The sequence below is a fragment of the Micromonospora sp. NPDC049374 genome (assembly GCF_040677165.1).
Classification (GTDB): Bacteria; Actinomycetota; Actinomycetes; order Mycobacteriales; family Micromonosporaceae; genus Micromonospora.
Genome location: NZ_JBFAQH010000027.1, coordinates 14,936 through 29,819 on the forward strand (window position 1 = coordinate 14,936; position 14,884 = coordinate 29,819).

Annotated in this window: 17 protein-coding genes; 5 read left to right on the forward strand and 12 right to left on the reverse strand. The window is 70.9% G+C overall.

Features of this window, described 5'->3' with window-relative positions:
- Window positions 1–45 precede the first annotated feature (45 nt).
- Complete coding sequence (locus AB0J93_RS28670; RefSeq protein ID WP_363925453.1) at window positions 46–801, forward strand: DUF1028 domain-containing protein; 756 nt, start codon at window positions 46–48, stop codon at window positions 799–801.
- 143 nt (window positions 802–944) lie between these two features.
- Here the strand turns inward: AB0J93_RS28670 and AB0J93_RS28675 are convergent, their stop codons facing one another.
- A complete protein-coding gene (locus AB0J93_RS28675; RefSeq protein WP_363925454.1) occupies window positions 945–1,484 on the reverse strand; it encodes a hypothetical protein in 540 nt (179 codons plus the stop codon).
- 112 nt (window positions 1,485–1,596) lie between these two features.
- On the opposite strand from AB0J93_RS28675, the gene AB0J93_RS28680 reads away from it, so the two are divergent.
- Both AB0J93_RS28680 and AB0J93_RS28685 read left to right on the forward strand, forming a co-directional pair.
- On the forward strand, window positions 1,597–2,829 hold the full coding sequence (locus AB0J93_RS28680; protein ID WP_363925455.1) for a GNAT family N-acetyltransferase: 1,233 nt from the start codon (window positions 1,597–1,599) through the stop codon (window positions 2,827–2,829).
- 126 nt (window positions 2,830–2,955) lie between these two features.
- A complete protein-coding gene (locus AB0J93_RS28685; RefSeq protein WP_363925456.1) occupies window positions 2,956–3,282 on the forward strand; it encodes a hypothetical protein in 327 nt (108 codons plus the stop codon).
- Between the two features lie 67 nt (window positions 3,283–3,349).
- Here the strand turns inward: AB0J93_RS28685 and AB0J93_RS28690 are convergent, their stop codons facing one another.
- From AB0J93_RS28690 to AB0J93_RS28700, 3 genes are all read right to left on the reverse strand, one after another.
- Window positions 3,350–3,817, reverse strand: coding sequence for a ribose-5-phosphate isomerase (locus tag AB0J93_RS28690; protein ID WP_204014770.1), 468 nt, complete (start codon window positions 3,815–3,817; stop codon window positions 3,350–3,352).
- Window positions 3,818–3,889: 72 nt separating this feature from the next.
- Window positions 3,890–5,095, reverse strand: coding sequence for a DUF1015 family protein (locus AB0J93_RS28695; protein ID WP_363925457.1), 1,206 nt, complete (start codon window positions 5,093–5,095; stop codon window positions 3,890–3,892).
- 551 nt (window positions 5,096–5,646) lie between these two features.
- Window positions 5,647–6,270 carry a disulfide bond formation protein DsbA gene (locus AB0J93_RS28700; protein WP_363925458.1) on the reverse strand — a complete coding sequence of 208 codons (624 nt, stop codon included), beginning with the start codon at window positions 6,268–6,270 and terminating at the stop codon, window positions 5,647–5,649.
- Between the two features lie 216 nt (window positions 6,271–6,486).
- Here AB0J93_RS28700 and pepN point away from each other — a divergent pair, with 216 nt between their 5' ends.
- Window positions 6,487–9,036 (forward strand): aminopeptidase N, encoded by a 2,550-nt coding sequence (gene pepN / locus AB0J93_RS28705; RefSeq protein WP_363925459.1) that lies wholly within the window; start codon window positions 6,487–6,489, stop codon window positions 9,034–9,036.
- 81 nt (window positions 9,037–9,117) lie between these two features.
- Window positions 9,118–9,681 (forward strand): Uma2 family endonuclease, encoded by a 564-nt coding sequence (locus tag AB0J93_RS28710; RefSeq protein ID WP_363925460.1) that lies wholly within the window; start codon window positions 9,118–9,120, stop codon window positions 9,679–9,681.
- Between the two features lie 79 nt (window positions 9,682–9,760).
- Here AB0J93_RS28710 and AB0J93_RS28715 read toward each other — a convergent pair whose 3' ends face one another.
- The 8 genes from AB0J93_RS28715 to AB0J93_RS28750 form a co-directional block, all read right to left on the reverse strand.
- Window positions 9,761–10,174, reverse strand: a complete 414-nt coding sequence (locus tag AB0J93_RS28715; RefSeq protein ID WP_363925461.1) for a DUF5130 family protein — start codon at window positions 10,172–10,174, stop codon at window positions 9,761–9,763.
- Window positions 10,161–10,445 carry a hypothetical protein gene (locus tag AB0J93_RS28720; protein ID WP_363925487.1) on the reverse strand — a complete coding sequence of 95 codons (285 nt, stop codon included), beginning with the start codon at window positions 10,443–10,445 and terminating at the stop codon, window positions 10,161–10,163. The genes AB0J93_RS28715 and AB0J93_RS28720 overlap by 14 nt, the downstream gene beginning before the upstream one ends.
- A 70-nt stretch (window positions 10,446–10,515) precedes the next feature.
- Window positions 10,516–11,979 carry an amidase gene (locus AB0J93_RS28725; protein ID WP_363925462.1) on the reverse strand — a complete coding sequence of 488 codons (1,464 nt, stop codon included), beginning with the start codon at window positions 11,977–11,979 and terminating at the stop codon, window positions 10,516–10,518.
- Between the two features lie 127 nt (window positions 11,980–12,106).
- Window positions 12,107–12,535 (reverse strand): PIN domain-containing protein, encoded by a 429-nt coding sequence (locus tag AB0J93_RS28730; RefSeq protein ID WP_363925463.1) that lies wholly within the window; start codon window positions 12,533–12,535, stop codon window positions 12,107–12,109.
- The gene (locus AB0J93_RS28735) at window positions 12,532–12,750 is read right to left on the reverse strand and encodes a type II toxin-antitoxin system VapB family antitoxin (RefSeq protein WP_363925464.1); all 219 of its coding nucleotides are present in this window, start codon (window positions 12,748–12,750) and stop codon (window positions 12,532–12,534) included. Before AB0J93_RS28735 ends, AB0J93_RS28730 begins: the two co-directional genes overlap by 4 nt.
- 28 nt (window positions 12,751–12,778) lie before the next feature.
- Window positions 12,779–13,798 carry an amidohydrolase family protein gene (locus AB0J93_RS28740; RefSeq protein WP_363925465.1) on the reverse strand — a complete coding sequence of 340 codons (1,020 nt, stop codon included), beginning with the start codon at window positions 13,796–13,798 and terminating at the stop codon, window positions 12,779–12,781.
- Window positions 13,798–14,322 carry a 3-hydroxyanthranilate 3,4-dioxygenase gene (locus AB0J93_RS28745; protein ID WP_363925466.1) on the reverse strand — a complete coding sequence of 175 codons (525 nt, stop codon included), beginning with the start codon at window positions 14,320–14,322 and terminating at the stop codon, window positions 13,798–13,800. The genes AB0J93_RS28740 and AB0J93_RS28745 overlap by 1 nt, the downstream gene beginning before the upstream one ends.
- On the reverse strand, window positions 14,319–14,783 hold the full coding sequence (locus AB0J93_RS28750; RefSeq protein ID WP_363925488.1) for a RidA family protein: 465 nt from the start codon (window positions 14,781–14,783) through the stop codon (window positions 14,319–14,321). The genes AB0J93_RS28745 and AB0J93_RS28750 overlap by 4 nt, the downstream gene beginning before the upstream one ends.
- Window positions 14,784–14,884 lie beyond the last annotated feature (101 nt).

Consider the following 14,884-nt stretch of genomic DNA (forward strand, 5'->3'; position numbering starts at 1 on the left):
AGACCTGGATGCGTCGCGGCACCACACGCCGGCAGGTGGGGCGGCATGTCCGGTGCACCGGCCGGGTATGCCGCGGCGGTGACCTTCTCGATCGTCGCCCGCTGCGGGCGTACCGGACAGTTGGGTGTGGCGGCGCTGACCGCGAAGCCCGGTGTCGGCAAGCTGGTGGCTCACGTCCACCCCCACGGCGCCGTGGCGACCCAGGCACTGCCCAACCCGTTCCTCGCCTACGACGGCCTGCCGCTGCTCGACGACGAGCGCACACCCGAGGACGTGGTGACCGAGCTGCTCGACCGCGACCCGGGTCGGGACGTACGGCAGGTCGGCATGGTCGACCGGGAAGGACGCTCGTACGCCTTCACCGGTGCCCGCACCCTGGACTGGTCGGGCCATCACATCGGTACGGGCTACGCGGTGCAGGGTAACCGGCTGGTGGGCGCGGAACCTCTCGACGAGATCGTGCGGGCGTACGAAGACAGCGAAGATCTCGACCTGACCGAGCGGCTGCTGCTCGCGATCGAGCTGGGTGAGGACGCCGGCGGCGACCGGCACGGGGCACGCTCGGCGACCGTCACGGTGATCGGCGAACAGCCGTATCCGCTGTGGGATCTCCGGGTCGACGACCACGATCATCCGGCAAAGGAGCTACGCCGGCTGTACAACGTCTTCCACGAGGAAGTGGCCACCGCCGTACGGCAGCTGCCGACCCAGGACGACCCGATGGGCGAGGCCGCCCGGCGGGCGCTCGGTCCATGTGGTGGCCCGGACGATGCTTGCGGAGAACCGCACCGGCGGGGATGAATCGCGCCGGTCTGGGTAAGCAGGCCGCCGTCCTGGTGGAGTGACGACCTCGGTCGCGGTGCCGCGGCCACCTCCCGGGCGGGCCGGCCGACGGGCTGGCCCGCCCGGCGGCCGGGAACCTCGCGCGGGCATCCCGCAGCGGCCTAGTTGGTCAGCCAGTTCCAGGCGTCCATGATCCACTGCGTCTGTTGCAGGAACGCGACACCGAGGCCGGTCAGGAACACCGCCGTGACCAGGTGCGCACCACGGGCGGTGCGCCGGACCCGGCCCAACTGCCGTTCCAGCACCACTCGGCCGAGCAGCCGGGCCAGGGTGAACAACCCGGCCGCGACCAGCAGGCTCAGCACGAAGATCACGACCGGTCCGACGAGGTCGCCGCCACCGGAGATCGCCCAGATCCCCCAGCAGACGAACGCGAACAGCGCCCCCGCGAAGCTCCACTCGCCGCCGCGCTTCAGGCGTGCCACATGCCAGCTCAACGGCTGACGCGGCACCGGTTCGCCCGGCCAGCCGGTGCCGGTCGGCGCGTGCTCCACCGTCGGGAACGGCTCGGTACGTGGCGCCCGGGCACCGACCTGGGCAACACCCCGGCGGTACGGGTCGCGCTGCGGCGGCACCCCGCCATCGGGCTGCGGCGGCACCTCGACGGTCCGCTCCGCCCACGGCTGCGTCTGCTCGGCCATGTCGTTCCCTCCTCTTTCACCGGCAGCGCCCCCCGGACGCTGCTGGAGACTTCGAGGGTAGCCAGCCCGCAAATCGGTCGCCGTACCCACACCGATCGGCTAGACACGAGCGGTGACCACCTCCACCCTGGCGATCGAGACCGCCAACGCCGACGACTTCGACGAAATGAACGGCTTCCTCGGTTCCCTGTTCCACCATCCGGTCGACAGCGAAGCCCAGGATGCCGAACGTCCGATCTTCGAGCCGGAACGCGCCCTGCTGGTACGCGACGGATCCGACCTGGTGGCCACCGCCGCCGCGTTCACCCGCAAGCTCGGCGTACCCGGCGGGGACCTGGCCGCCGCCCACGTGAGCATGGTCGGGGTCGCGCCCACCCATCGTCGGCGGGGCCTGCTCACCGCGATGATGCACCGCCAGCTACGTCAGATCTACGACAATCGCCGGGAGCCGGTCGCGGTGCTCTGGGCCAGCGAGGGCCGGATCTATCCGCGCTTCGGCTACGGCCTGGCCTCCCAGCGGTTCCACGTCTCCGGGGAAACCGCCGAACTGCGGCTGCCGCCACCGTTGCCGGACGAGGGCCGGCTGCGCCTGGACCGACCGGCCGACCGGCAGGCCGACCTGGCTCGGGTGTACGACCGGGTCCGCCTCGAACGTCCCGGCTGGTCGGCACGCGACGACCGGTGGTGGCGGTACGTGCTGGTCGACCCGGAGGCCCACCGTGGCGGGGCCACCGAGCGACGGGTGGTACTACACGAGGGCTCCGACGGTGTGGACGGCTACGGACTGTTCCGCACCAAGGCCGAGTGGGACGACGCCGGCCCGAACAGCCTCACCACCGTCGACGAGGTGGTGGCGAGCACCTCGGCCGGGTACCGGGCGATCTGGCGGATGCTGCTCTCGCTCGACCTGACCCGGCGGCTGAACTGGATGCGGGCCGCGGTGGACGAGCCGCTGCTGCGGTTGCTGAACGAACCGCGCCGGCTCGACTTCCGGCTGGTCGACGCGCTGTGGATACGGGTGGTGGACGTGCCGGCCGCGCTCGCCGCCCGGCGCTACGCCACCGACGTCGACGTGGTCATCGAGGTGACCGACCACCTGCTGCCGGAGAACACCGGCCGGTGGCGGCTGCGGGGCGGACCGGCCGGGGCCACCTGCACACCGGCGAGCGGACCGGCCGACCTGGCCTGCGACGTACGCTGCCTCGGCGAACTCTTCCTCGGCGGGGTGACCCCGGCCGCGCTGGCCGACGCCGGCCGGCTGCGCGAGCTGCACCCCGGCGCACTCGCCGCCTCCGGCCCCGCCTTCACCTGGCACCGGGCCCCCTCCGCCATGGAGATCTTCTGACCCGTCCCGCCCGCCGATGGTGCGGAAATGGTCGTTGATTCGGGGCCTCCAGCGCCGTCTGTCACTGCCCCAACTGCACGATCGGCGAAGCGGGCAGGTGGCTGGCCGTGGGGGTACGGTCGGGGGGTGGCGGATGGCGGGGAACGGCGGCGACGACGGCATCGGCACCACGGTGCCCAGGGTGGCGGGGTCGACGGTGGCGCCGCGGCCACCACGGCCGGGGTGCACGACGGCGGTGAAGTCCCGCGTGGGCGACGCAACGGCGCTCCCGAGGACGGTGAGCGAGGGCTGCGTGGGCTGGTCGGGTCCGGTTCTTCGCAGGTGAGCGTGACCGCCGCGATGCGGGCCCGGGACGCCGCCCGGCCCACCGACGAGGATCTCGCCGCGGCGGCGGACCGGGTCGTCATCGTCCGCCGCAACTGGACCCCCCGCGACGAACTGCCCCGCCGCTGACCCGTCCCGATCCGGGGTCGAGCGGTCTCCCCCACCCCGGATCGGGCGTGATCGTCCCCGCCTCGGGTCAGGGAAGGTCGGGCAACTGCCGGGTGCGCTCGTACTCGGCGACCTGGGCGATGCGGCGAGCGTGCCGGTCACTGCCCGAGAACGAGGTGGTCAGGAACGCCTCGACGATGGCGGTGGCCTCGTCGAGGGTGTGCTGGCGGGCGCCGACGGCGACCACGTTGGCGTCGTTGTGCTGCCGGCCCAGTTGGGCGGTCTCGACGTTCCACGCCAACGCCGCCCGCACCCCCGCCACCTTGTTCGAGGCGATCTGCTCGCCGTTGCCAGAGCCGCCGATGACCACGCCCAGGCTGCCCGGGTCGGCCACCACCCGGGTGCCGGCGTGCAGACAGAAGGCCGGGTAGTCGTCCTCCGGATCGAAGGCGTGCGGGCCGATGTCGACCACCTCGTACCCCTGCTTGGCGAGGTGGTTGGCCAGGTGCACCTTCAACTCGAAACCGGCGTGGTCGGATCCCAGGTAGACGCGCATACCGCGCAGTCTGTCAGGCCCGTCCCACCGGGCACCGCCGGGGCGGGTGGCAGACAGGACGGGCCGGACGGGTCAGGACCGTTCGGGCAGTTCGGCGACCACCAGACCGCCGCGCGCCTTCGGGGTGAACCAGGTGCTCTTGCGGGGCATCTTCTCCCGAGCCAGGTTCACCGCGACGAAGTCGTCGACGGTCACCGGCGCGATGAGGATGGCCAACTCGGCCCGACCGGCCTGGACCTCACCGGTGAGCCAGCTGGCCGGGTAGTCACCACCGACGTAGGTGATCCGCTTGTCACCCGGATCCAGACCGAGGGCGTCGCGCAGCAGCAGCCGCTCGACCAGGGCGTGGTCGAGATTCTCCAGGCGACCGGCGCCGGTGTGCGGCAGCGTCACCGCGTACGCCTGGTGCGGAAGCTGGAGCACGACGCTGCCGCCGGTCGCCGGGACCTCGGCCGGGCCGTCCAACGCGGTGATCCCCGCCCCGGCGGCGGCCAGCCGCTCCAGCAACTCCTCGGGGGTGGTGGTCAGCTCGCTGACCAGGCGGTTGTACGGCTGGATGGCCACCGAAGCCGGGGTGGTGACGACCGCCAGGAACCGCGACATCCCACCGGTCTGCGCGGCCAGGCTGCGGTGGTTGCCGTCGGCGACGACCAGATCGCCCCCACCGGCCAGCGCGGTCAGCTCGTCCTGCTGCCGGCCGGGACCGACCAGCCAGATGGCGTGGGTGCGGCCGGCCTGGTCGGTGTCGGTGGCGGCGGGCACCCCGGCCGTGTCGGTGACGGCCGCGAGGGCGGCGTGCAGCTCGTCGCCGCGCCCGGTCTGCAGCAGCAGTACGGGTGAGAGCAGATGCCCCAACGCCTCGGCCAGCGCGACCCGTTCGCGCACCTTCGCGATGAAGACGTCCTCGTTGCGGATGACCAGGCCGGGTTCGTCGGCCCGGGTGGAGATCTGATCGGTGTCGACCATGGCGAACAGCCCGTAGGCCGGCTCCTCGCCCGGGGCGCTGATCCGGTACAGCACCACCACCTGTTCGGCCGGGGTGTAGCTGCCGTCGGCCTTCGCCTCCGCGAGCCGGCTTACCGCGTCCGGCAGGGCGTCGACGAACGACCTGCCGAGGCTCTCCGGGGCCTTGTGCGGCATCTCGATGCCGAGGGCGCTGTGCGGATTCGCCTCGATGATCGCGGTGATCTCCGCGTCGTCGGCGAACTCGTCGTAGTTCTGGGCGCCGGTACCACCGGTGGTGATCCAGGCGCGGGTGATCGGGTGCACGACCGTCATGACCGTTGACGCTACCGGCGGCGCATCGGGTGCCGCCGCCGGACCCGCCCCGAGCCCACCAGATGAAAGCAGGGTCGCCTGCTCAACGTTCGGCCTCGGCCGCCCGTCGATGCCGGCCGGTGAGCGCTGGTGCCACGGTGGGGCGACGCGCCATTGCCGGCCGAGGCCCCTGGTTGCGGACCTCGCGACCGGGAGGGGTCAACCGCGAGGTGGCGGGGACTGAGGCGACGCCCACCGCGCCATTGCGCCCGAACCGGCTGGCTGCATTCGGGCTGCGATCCTGCCGGGGAGCGGACCAGCCGCCGGCCCGACCGTTTCCGGGGGTCGGCGCCGGCCGTGGCACTTCCCCGCCGGCGCCCTCCTCCCGACTCCAGCGATCGTCGACCGGGGCACGATGCTTGGCCACCAGGCACCTCCACGAGCGGTGGGCTGCGGACATCGGGACAAACGAGTCCGTAACCGCACCGGTGACGCCGGACCCGGCAGCAGCGGCGCTGCCGGGCGTCGGAGCGGCCGTGTCACAAGCGTCGCCAAGGTGCCCTTCCCGCACCTCAGTCGAAGATGGGGTCGAGGTCGCGACTGCGTTTGAGTTCGAAGAAGCCCGGGGTGCCGGCGACCAGCAGGACACCGTCCCAGAGACGACCCGCAGCCTCGCCCTTGGGCGCCGGGGTGACCACCGGCCCGAAGAAGGCGACCTGCCGGCCGTCGGGGCCGGGTGCGTGGATGACCGGGGTGCCGACGTCGGTGCCGACCGGCCGCATCCCGGCCTCGTGACTGGCTCGCAGCGGCGTGTCGAGCTCGCTGTCGCCGGCCGCTTCGGCCAGTGCCGGGTCCAGTCCGGCCTCGGTCAGGGCGGCGACGTACAGCTCCGGTCCGAGCGGCTCCTTGCCGAGATGGATCCGCGTACCCAGGGCCGTGTAGAGCGCCCGCACGGCGTCGGCGCCGTGCCGCTGCTGCACGGCGACGCAGACCCGCACCGGCCCCCACCCGTTGCGCATCAGCTCCCGGTAGTCGTCGGACAGTTCCCGACCCTCGTTGAGCACCGACAGGCTCATCACGTGGAAGCGGACGTCGACCGGGCGGACCCGCTCCACCTCCAGCAGCCATCTGGACGTCAGCCACGCCCACGGGCAGATCGGGTCGAACCACATGTCTACGGTGACGCGCTCGTTCACGACGGGATCCCTTCGCAATGGTCACGCCGGCTCACCGGCGTACCTCCGATCTTTGCTCTGCCCCCTGCCACCTGCCCGGGGATCGAGCCGTGACCTCGCCCACCACCGCCTACCCGTACATGGAAGACTCAGGCCCGGACCGGCCGTCACAAGCGGTCGACGGAACGTGCGACCGTGACGACGGCGAGAGTGGGATGGAGACGAACAGTGCCGGGAGTGCGCAACCTGACACAGGTCGAGGCGACCGAGCGGGCCCGCCTGCTCGACGTGACCGGGTACGACATCAGTCTGGACCTGTCCAGTGCTGTTCACGCCGCTGACGGTCGTACCTTCCGGTCGACCACGGAGGTGCGGTTCCGCTGTGCCGAACCGGGGGCCAGCACGTTCATCGAGGTGGCGGCCGACTCGGTGCGCTCGGCGACGCTCAACGGCGCCCCGGTGGACCTGGCCGACTTCACCGCCGAGAAGGGGCTCACGCTGACCGGGCTGGTCGGCGAGAACACGCTTGTCGTCGACGCGGACTTCGCGTTCTCCAACTCTGGGCAGGGGCTGCACCGCACCGTCGACCCGGTCGACGGTGAGACCTACCTCTACAGCCAGTTCGAGACGGCCGACGCGCAGCGGGTCTTCGCCTGCTTCGACCAGCCGGACCTGAAGAGCGTCTACACCTGGCACGCCACCGTCCCGGATCACTGGAAGGTGGTCTCCAACATGCCGGTGGAGCGGGAGGAGGCGTCCGGTGAGGGCCACAAGACCGTGCACTTCGCCACCTCCGCCCGGATGAGCACCTACATCACCGCGCTGTGTGCCGGGCCGTACCACGAGGTCAGGTACACCCACGACGGCATCGACCTGGGCTACTTCTGCCGGGCGAGCATGGCGCAGTACCTCGACGCCGACGACCTGAACCTGGTCACCACGCAGGGCTTCGACTTCTTCCACGAGCAGTTCGGCGTGCGGTACCCGCTGCCCAAGTACGACCAGCTCTGGGTGCCGGACTTCAACGCCGGGGCGATGGAGAACTTCGGCTGCGTGACCCACGCCGAGTCGCACTACCTGTTCCGCTCACAGGTCACCGACTTCGAGTACGAGCAGCGGGCCAACACCGTCCTGCACGAGCTGGCGCACATGTGGTTCGGCAACCTGGTCACCATGCGCTGGTGGAACGACCTGTGGCTGAACGAGTCGTTCGCCGAGTGGGCCAGCCACTGGTGCAACACGCACGCCACCCGGTTCACCGAGGCGTGGACGACCTTCCTGTCCATCCGGAAGAACTGGGGCTACCGGCAGGACCAGCTCTCCTCCACCCACCCGGTCTACTGCGAGATGCCCGACCTGGAGGCCGTCGAGGTCAACTTCGACGGCATCACGTACGCCAAGGGCGCCAGCGTGCTCAAGCAGTTGGTCGCCTACGTCGGCGAGGAGCCGTTCCTGGCCGGCCTGCGCACCTACTTCGCCCGGCACGCCTGGGGCAACGCCACCTTCGACGACCTGCTGTCCGAGTTGGAGACCGCCTCCGGCCGCAAGTTGACCACCTTCGCCTCACAGTGGCTGGAGACCGCCCAGGTCAACACGCTGCGCCCGGAGCTGACCATCGCCGCGGACGGCACCTACCAGCGGGTGGCGGTCCGTCAGGAGGCGCCGGAGGGTCACCCGGCCCTGCGTACCCACCGGATCGGGGTGGGGCTCTACGACCTCACCGACGGTCGGTTGATCCGCCGCGAGCGGTACGAGGTCGACGTCGACGGCGAACTGACCGAACTCACCCAACTCACCGGCGTGCCCGCGGCCGACGTGCTGCTGCTCAACGACGACGACCTCAGCTACACCAAGCTGCGGTTGGACGAGCGATCCATGGCGACGGTGGTGCAGCACATCGCCGGCCTCGAGTCGTCGCTGGCGCGGGCGCTGTGCTGGACCGCCGCCTGGGACATGACCCGCGACGCCGAGCTGGCGACCCGCGACTACGTCGCCCTGGTGCTGGCCGGTCTGCCGGCGGAGACGGACATCAACCTGGTCACCGCGACGCTGCGTCAGGTCAGCAGCGCGCTCACCTTCTACGCCGACCCGGCCTGGGCGCCGACCGGCTGGGCCGACCTGGCCCGTACCGCGAAGACCGCGCTCGCCGCGGCCGAGCCGGGCAGCGGCTTCCAACTGGCCTGGGCCCGGGCGTACGTCTCCGCGGCCCGGTCCGGCGAGGACCTGGCCGTGCTGCGCGGCTGGTTGGAGGGCACCCAGGTGACCCCGGGGTTGACCATCGACACCGAGCTGCGGTGGAGCGTGTTGCAGGCGCTGGTGGCCAACGGCGTGGCCAAGGCGTCGGAGATCGAGACGGAGCTGGCCCGGGACAAGACCTCCAGCGGTGAGCGGGAGGCCGCCTACGCGCACGCGCTGGTACCGACCGAGGCGAACAAGGCCGCCGTCTGGGCGCAGTTGACCGGCCCCGAGGCGCTGCCGAACTGGCGGCACCGGGCGCTGTTGCAGGGCTTCAGCCACCCCACGCAGGTGGAACTGGTGACGCCCTACCGGGACCGCTACTTCGCCACGGTCGGGCAGGTCTGGGCGACCCGGGACAGCGAGCCGGCGCAGGAGTTCGCCATGCTCATGTACCCGGCGTACCTGGTGGCGGACGACACCGTCGAGGCCACCGACGCCTGGCTGGCGCAGGAGGGCCACCCCGGGCCGTTGCGGCGGCTGGTCGCCGAGGGTCGCGACGGCGTGGTCCGGGCCCTCGCCGCGCAGGCCCGGGACGCCCGAACGGCCTGATCGGACGCGGACCCTGAAGCCGGCGTGGGTATGAGCCTGCGCCGGCTTCGCCGGTTATGGTGACGGAAGGAGGTGGACGTGATGGCACAGCCGATTCACGAGCGGCGCCCCCCCGAGCGAAGCTGGCGGGAGCAGGATCTCTCTGAGCTGCCAGAGGACGGAAGCCGCTACGAAATCATCGACGGGAGCCTCCACGTGACCCCACCCGCCGGTCCCTATCATCACGAGTTGGCCGATGACATTCGGATGGCGATGCGTCAGGCGGCCCCGAAGGGGTGGCGGGTGATCCGGGAGATCGGGGTGCAGGTGCCGGCAGGCAACCTGATTCCAGACATCACGGTGCTCAAGGTAGGAGCCCCCCAGGACCGGATGTGGGCAGCACCGGCGGACGTCGCCCTCGTCGTCGAGGTCGAGTCGCCCAACAGTCGCCGACACGACCGGTTTGCCAAGCCCGCCCTCTACGCCGAGGCAGGCATTCCCTACTACTGGCGAGTGGAGCGGGGCGACTTCGGGCCGGTGGTATACCGCTACGAACTGGTCAAGGAGGTCCACTACAACCTTCTCGGCACGGTCGGGCCGGACGATCCGGTCGAGGTGACCGAGCCGTGGCCGATGCGGCTCGATCCGTCCACCTGGCCACGGTGAGAATGGGCGCATGATCCCGGTCACGCAAAAGCCCGGCCGCGTACGACGCGGGCCGGGCTTTTGTCGTAGGAGGTTGGGTTCAGCCCTTGCCGGCGTAGCGGGAGAGCTGGTCGAGGCCCTGGATGATGCCGCCGGCCAGGTCGCCGCCACCGAACGCGGCCACCATCGACAGGGCGGCGATCTTGGCGTACGTGTCCGGGACGCGCTTGCGGGCGTACCGGCCGGTGACGATCTCCAACTGACGCTGGTTGGGTGAGATCGCGATCAGCACCGACCGGTCGGGCTCGGCGAGCTGCCGGTGCAGCCGCTCTGCGTGCTCCCGGATCGGCTCGTCGAGGCCGCCGACGAAGACGGAGAAGACCAGGCCGGTCGTCCGGTCGGCCAGGCGCAGCGCCTCGTCGATGCGCAGCAGCTGGCGGGTCGAGAACGGCCCGTCGAGCACGTCCGGCGGGGTTTCCGTCCCGGCCGCGTGCTGCTTCTCACCAACGGTCACTTGCGCCTCCGGTTCCACCGGTCGGCGCCTCGACGCCGGCCTGTTCCTGCGTGCGGCTGGTCAGCGCGGGCGCCTGTGCCCCCACCGACAGCGCGGTACCCGCGGAGTCGGCCAGTTCCTCAGGGCGGCCGAGGAACCACACCGGCGTGAAGTTGAACGGTCGGCCCGGCCGGTAACGCTTGGCACCGCCACCACCGCCCTGGCTACCCGCGTAGACGAGGCCGGCGATCACCAGCACGATGGCTGCCGGGATGCCGACGAAGACCAGCAACGTGTCGGTTACAGACAATCCCAACGCCCCCAGGCGGAAAGAGAGATCTTCGATCGGGTCGGGTGGCGGATCACCGCGGTGACCTCCCGACTCCGCTGTCATTCACGTTAGCGGAGCCGACGCTCCGCCAGACTGCGGGGTGCCGATCCCATCCGCCACTGGAGGCCTCCAGTTGCGCAGCGGTCGCGATCAGTCTCGCGTCGTCGCCGTAGCGGCCGGTGAGCAGCACGCCGACCGGCAGCCCTTCGGCGGTCACGCCGACCGGCAGCGAAACCGACGGTTGACCGGTGACGTTGAAGACCGCGCAGTACGGGGAGAAGCGCCGTTGCCGGTCGAAATCCTCCGCCGGGGTACGTCCCTGGGTGAACCAGCCGACCGGCGCCTGTGGGGCCGCCAGGGTGGGACAGAGCAGCAGGTCGCAGCCGGCGGTACGGCGGACACCGAGGCGTACCTGCGCCTGAATCTCACCGAGGGTCGCGGTGAGCGTGCCGGCGGAGATCCCGGCGGCCTGGGTCCGCAGGAAACGGGTCAGCGGCAGCAGCTCGGACTCCCGCTGCGGCGGCACCGGGGCGAGCGCGAGGACGTACCAGATGATCTCGAACAGCGGCCAGACTTGCGGACCGAGCGGCGCCGGCACCTCGACGACCTCGTGCCCGGCGGCGGCGAGCAACGCGGCGGCCCGGTCGACCGCGGCGACGCAGTCCGGATGGACCGGCTCGTCGGCGAGCATCGGGGCGGTGAACCGGCCGACCCGTAGCGGGCCGGGCTCGGCGGCCCGGGCGGCGGCAAGATAGCCGCCCGGCGGCGATGACGGTGGCAGGTACGGCTCGCCGGGCACCGGCTCGGCCAGCACGTCCAGCAACGCGGCCACATCGGTGACGGTCCGGCCGAGCGGACCGCTGGTCGGCAGGCCGAAGGCACCGAAACCGAGCGGACCGCCGGAGACCAGGCCGCGACTGGGCTTGTAGCCGATCAGCCCGCACAGCGACGCGGGGATCCGCAAAGAGCCGCCGCCGTCGGAGCCCTGCGCCACCGGCACCAGGCCCGCCGCCACGGCCGCCGCCGCGCCGCCACTGGATCCGCCGGCGGTGTACGCCAACGCCCACGGATTGCGGGCCGGCGGCGCCACCAGGGTCTCGGAGTACAGCGAACAGCCCAACTCGGAGGTGGTGGTCTTACCAAGACTGACCAGGCCCGCAGCTCGGATGAAGCGCACCACGTCGGCGTCGACGGACGGAACGAAGTCAGCGAAGGCGGCCGAACCAAAGGTGGTGCGGACACCGGCTGTCAGGGTCAGATCCTTTATCGCGGTCGGCACCCCGTGCAGTGGCCCACGCCGGTCGGCCGGCGTCGCGTCAGCGGCGCGGGCGGCTTCACGCGCCAGTTCGGCGGTGACGGTGACGAAGGCACCTACCGTGTCGCCGAGCGCGTCGACCCGCCGCAGGTGATGTTCGACGAGGTCCAGGCTGGACAGTTCGCCACGGGCTAGCGCGGCAGCCTGTTCCAGCGCGGTCAGGTCGTGCGGCTCGGCCATGCCGCCATCCTGCCCGCTCAGGCCACTCGTTGCCGCCTCGACACGAGTGTCGCGGCCGCAGCAGGCGTTCGACGTCGCCTGTGGGACGCGACCCGCTACGGGCGAGCCACCCCAAACCCGCTCTCACTCAGGAGAGGGTTCCCGGTGGCGACACCCACTCGGACCGTGGTCCACCGACCTCCGCCAACAGGTCGAAATCCCGGTCGTAGTGGAGAACGGTGGCGCCGTACTCAGCGGCAGAGGCCGCCACCATGAGATCCACCGGGCTCGCTGCCCGATGGTGTCCCCGGGCGGTCAACGCGAGTTGCAGGTCTCGCGCTCTCGTGGCCACGGCCTGGGTGATCGGAAGGTCGATCATCAGCTCCGCGCGCCGGGCACGTACCGTCATGGCATCCCTGAAGTCGCGGGCGCTACGCCCGTCCTCCAGATCCAACGGAAGGCAGGTCGCGGCCAGCCTCTCCTCGAGCAGCGCCAGGATCCGCTTTCCCACGACCGGCTGGCGGAGGCGACCCCAGGCCGAGGTGTCAATCAGGTACAGGCCGGGTGGAGGGGTCACGCGGCATCCCGCTCGCCGCCGGGTGTCTTGTCATCCTCCAGCAAGCCGGTCCAGTCCCGATCGATGGAGAGCAACTCCCGGATCGCCTCCATCCGCTCGCTGCGCTCGGCGACCATCCGGAGCGCAGCATGAATGGTGTCCTTCTTGCTCTTGGTGCCCAGCTCACGACGGGCTCGTTCGAGCAGGTCATCATCGAGATCAATAACCGTCTTCACCAGCCGAGTATATACGATCCGCCCTTCTTTATATACCGCTACGACCGAGGAAGCGGAGGGCGTTGGTGGAGAGCAGGTTGGTGCGCTGGGCATCGGTGAGGAAGTCGGCCTGGCGGACCACCGCACCGGCCGGGCGTTCGCCCAGGGGGTAGGGATAGTCGCTGCCCACCAGCACCCGCTCCGCGCCCATGGTGTCCACGAGCAGCCGCAGCGCCGGAGCCGAGAAGACCACCGAGTCGACGTAGAACCGGTCGACGTAGCAGCTGGGTGGGGCGGCGGAGGCACCGCGTACCAGATCGCCGCGGCGGTGCCAGGCGTTGTCGGCGCGCCCGAGCCAGAACGGGAAGCTGCCGCCGCCGTGGGCGAAGCAGATCCGCAAGGTGTCCGGCACCCGATCGAACACCCCGCCGAGGATCATCGCCAGCACCGACAGGTGCGTCTCGGCAGGCATGCCGGTGAGCCACCGGGCCATCCAGCGGTTCAGCCGGGGACTGCCGGCCATGTCCCAGGGGTGGACGAAGACCGGCGCACCGACCTCGGCGCAGTGGGTCAGGAACGTCACAATGCCGGCGTCGTCCAGGTCCCGCTCGCCGACGTGATTGCCGATCTCCACGCCGACGTGGCCGGCCGCGAGGCAGCGGTCCACCTCGGCGCAGGCCGCGTCCGGGTCCTGCAACGGCACCTGGCAGAACGGCAGCAGCCGGCCCCCGCCCGCGGCGGTGACTTCCAGGGCCAGGTCGTTGAAGATCCGGGCCACCTTCACCGCCTGGTCGGCCGGGCGGTCGTAGCAGAAGAAGACCGGGGTGGGCGACACCACCTGCACGTCGACCCCGTCGGCCGTCATGTCGGCCAGCCGGGTGTCGGCGTCCCAACACTCCGCGCCGACCGGGCGGAACGGCGTCTCACCGACCATGATCATGGCGTCGCGCTCCGAGTCGATTCGGAGCCAGGGCCAGCCGGACCCGCCGCACGCGGCGGCCAGGTCCGGCCATCCCTTCGGTACGACGTGCGTGTGCACGTCCACCACCGGCGACACCGACGGCACCATCAGCCCTTGCCCGGGTGCAGGGCGCCGCAGTTGTCGCAGGTACGCGCCGACTCGTCGGCGTAGAACGCCGCGAAGACCGGTGGCAGGTCGGCGGCGATGTCCCGCACCTGCAACTCGACCTCGTGCACGTGGTGAGAGCACTCGGGGCAGTACCACTGGAACTTCTCCAGCGTCCCCTCCTCGCGTACCCGCTCGATCACCATCCCGATCGAGCCGGCCTCCGGTCGCTGCGGCGAGTGCGGCGTGTTCCGCGGCAGCATCCACATCTGACCCTCGCGCACGTGCACCGTACGCGGGCCCTCGGGCAGCATCAGGTTGATATGCATGTTGCCCTTGACCTGGTAGAAGAACTCCTCGTACGGGTCGACGTGGAAGTCGGTGCGCTGGTTGGGGCCACCAACCACCATCACGATGAAGTCCTCGGAGCCGGGCAGCATCTCCTTGTTGCCCACCGGTGGCTTCAGCAGGTGCTGGTTCTCCGCGATCCACCCGGGGAAGCTGAACGGCTCGGCGATCTCACTCATGACTGGCCTCCTTCTGGGAGCAGGGCGACGGCCTGCATCTCGATCAGCAGGTGCGGATGCGGCAACTGGTGCACGGCGACCGTCGTCCGGGTCGGCCCGGTCGCGTCGAAGAACTCCGCCCACACCTCGTTGTATCCCCCGAAGTCATTCATGTTGACCAGATAGCTGGTCACCTGGACCAGGTCGGTCAGTTCGGCACCGACCGACCGCAGCAGGTCCGCGATGTTCTCGATCACCGCCCGCGTCTGCGCCCGGATGTCCAGATCGGTAGTGCCGAACTCGTCGACCGACACACCCGCGAACGTATTGTCCGCCCGCCGCGACGACGTCCCCGACACGAACACGAACCCGCCCGCCACCTTCACATGCGGAAAAGCCCCCCGAGGCACCGCCTTCCCGGCAACAACCCGAGCCCCGTCACCCCCACTCACGACAGACCTCCCCGAGAACCGGACGGACAGCACCCACCCCAGACCCCCACCCAGCCGACACCGCCACCGACATCGGCATCGGCACCAGACCCCACCCACCTGGCACCGGCGCGCGAAGCCCGACCACGTCG

Bases quoted from the DNA above. Each gene is read 5' to 3' on its own strand.
- AB0J93_RS28695 (WP_363925457.1), bottom strand. From the start codon at position 5,095: ATGACGGTCGTGCACCCGATCACCCGCGCCTGGATCACCACCGGTGGT.
- AB0J93_RS28745 (WP_363925466.1), bottom strand. From the start codon at position 14,322: ATGAGTGAGATCGCCGAGCCGTTCAGCTTCCCCGGGTGGATCGCGGAG.
- AB0J93_RS28740 (WP_363925465.1), bottom strand. From the start codon at position 13,798: ATGGTGCCGTCGGTGTCGCCGGTGGTGGACGTGCACACGCACGTCGTA.
- AB0J93_RS28675 (WP_363925454.1), bottom strand. From the start codon at position 1,484: ATGGCCGAGCAGACGCAGCCGTGGGCGGAGCGGACCGTCGAGGTGCCG.
- AB0J93_RS28690 (WP_204014770.1), bottom strand. From the start codon at position 3,817: ATGCGCGTCTACCTGGGATCCGACCACGCCGGTTTCGAGTTGAAGGTG.
- AB0J93_RS28670 (WP_363925453.1), top strand. From the start codon at position 46: ATGTCCGGTGCACCGGCCGGGTATGCCGCGGCGGTGACCTTCTCGATC.
- AB0J93_RS28725 (WP_363925462.1), bottom strand. From the start codon at position 11,979: ATGGCCGAGCCGCACGACCTGACCGCGCTGGAACAGGCTGCCGCGCTA.
- AB0J93_RS28710 (WP_363925460.1), top strand. From the start codon at position 9,118: ATGGCACAGCCGATTCACGAGCGGCGCCCCCCCGAGCGAAGCTGGCGG.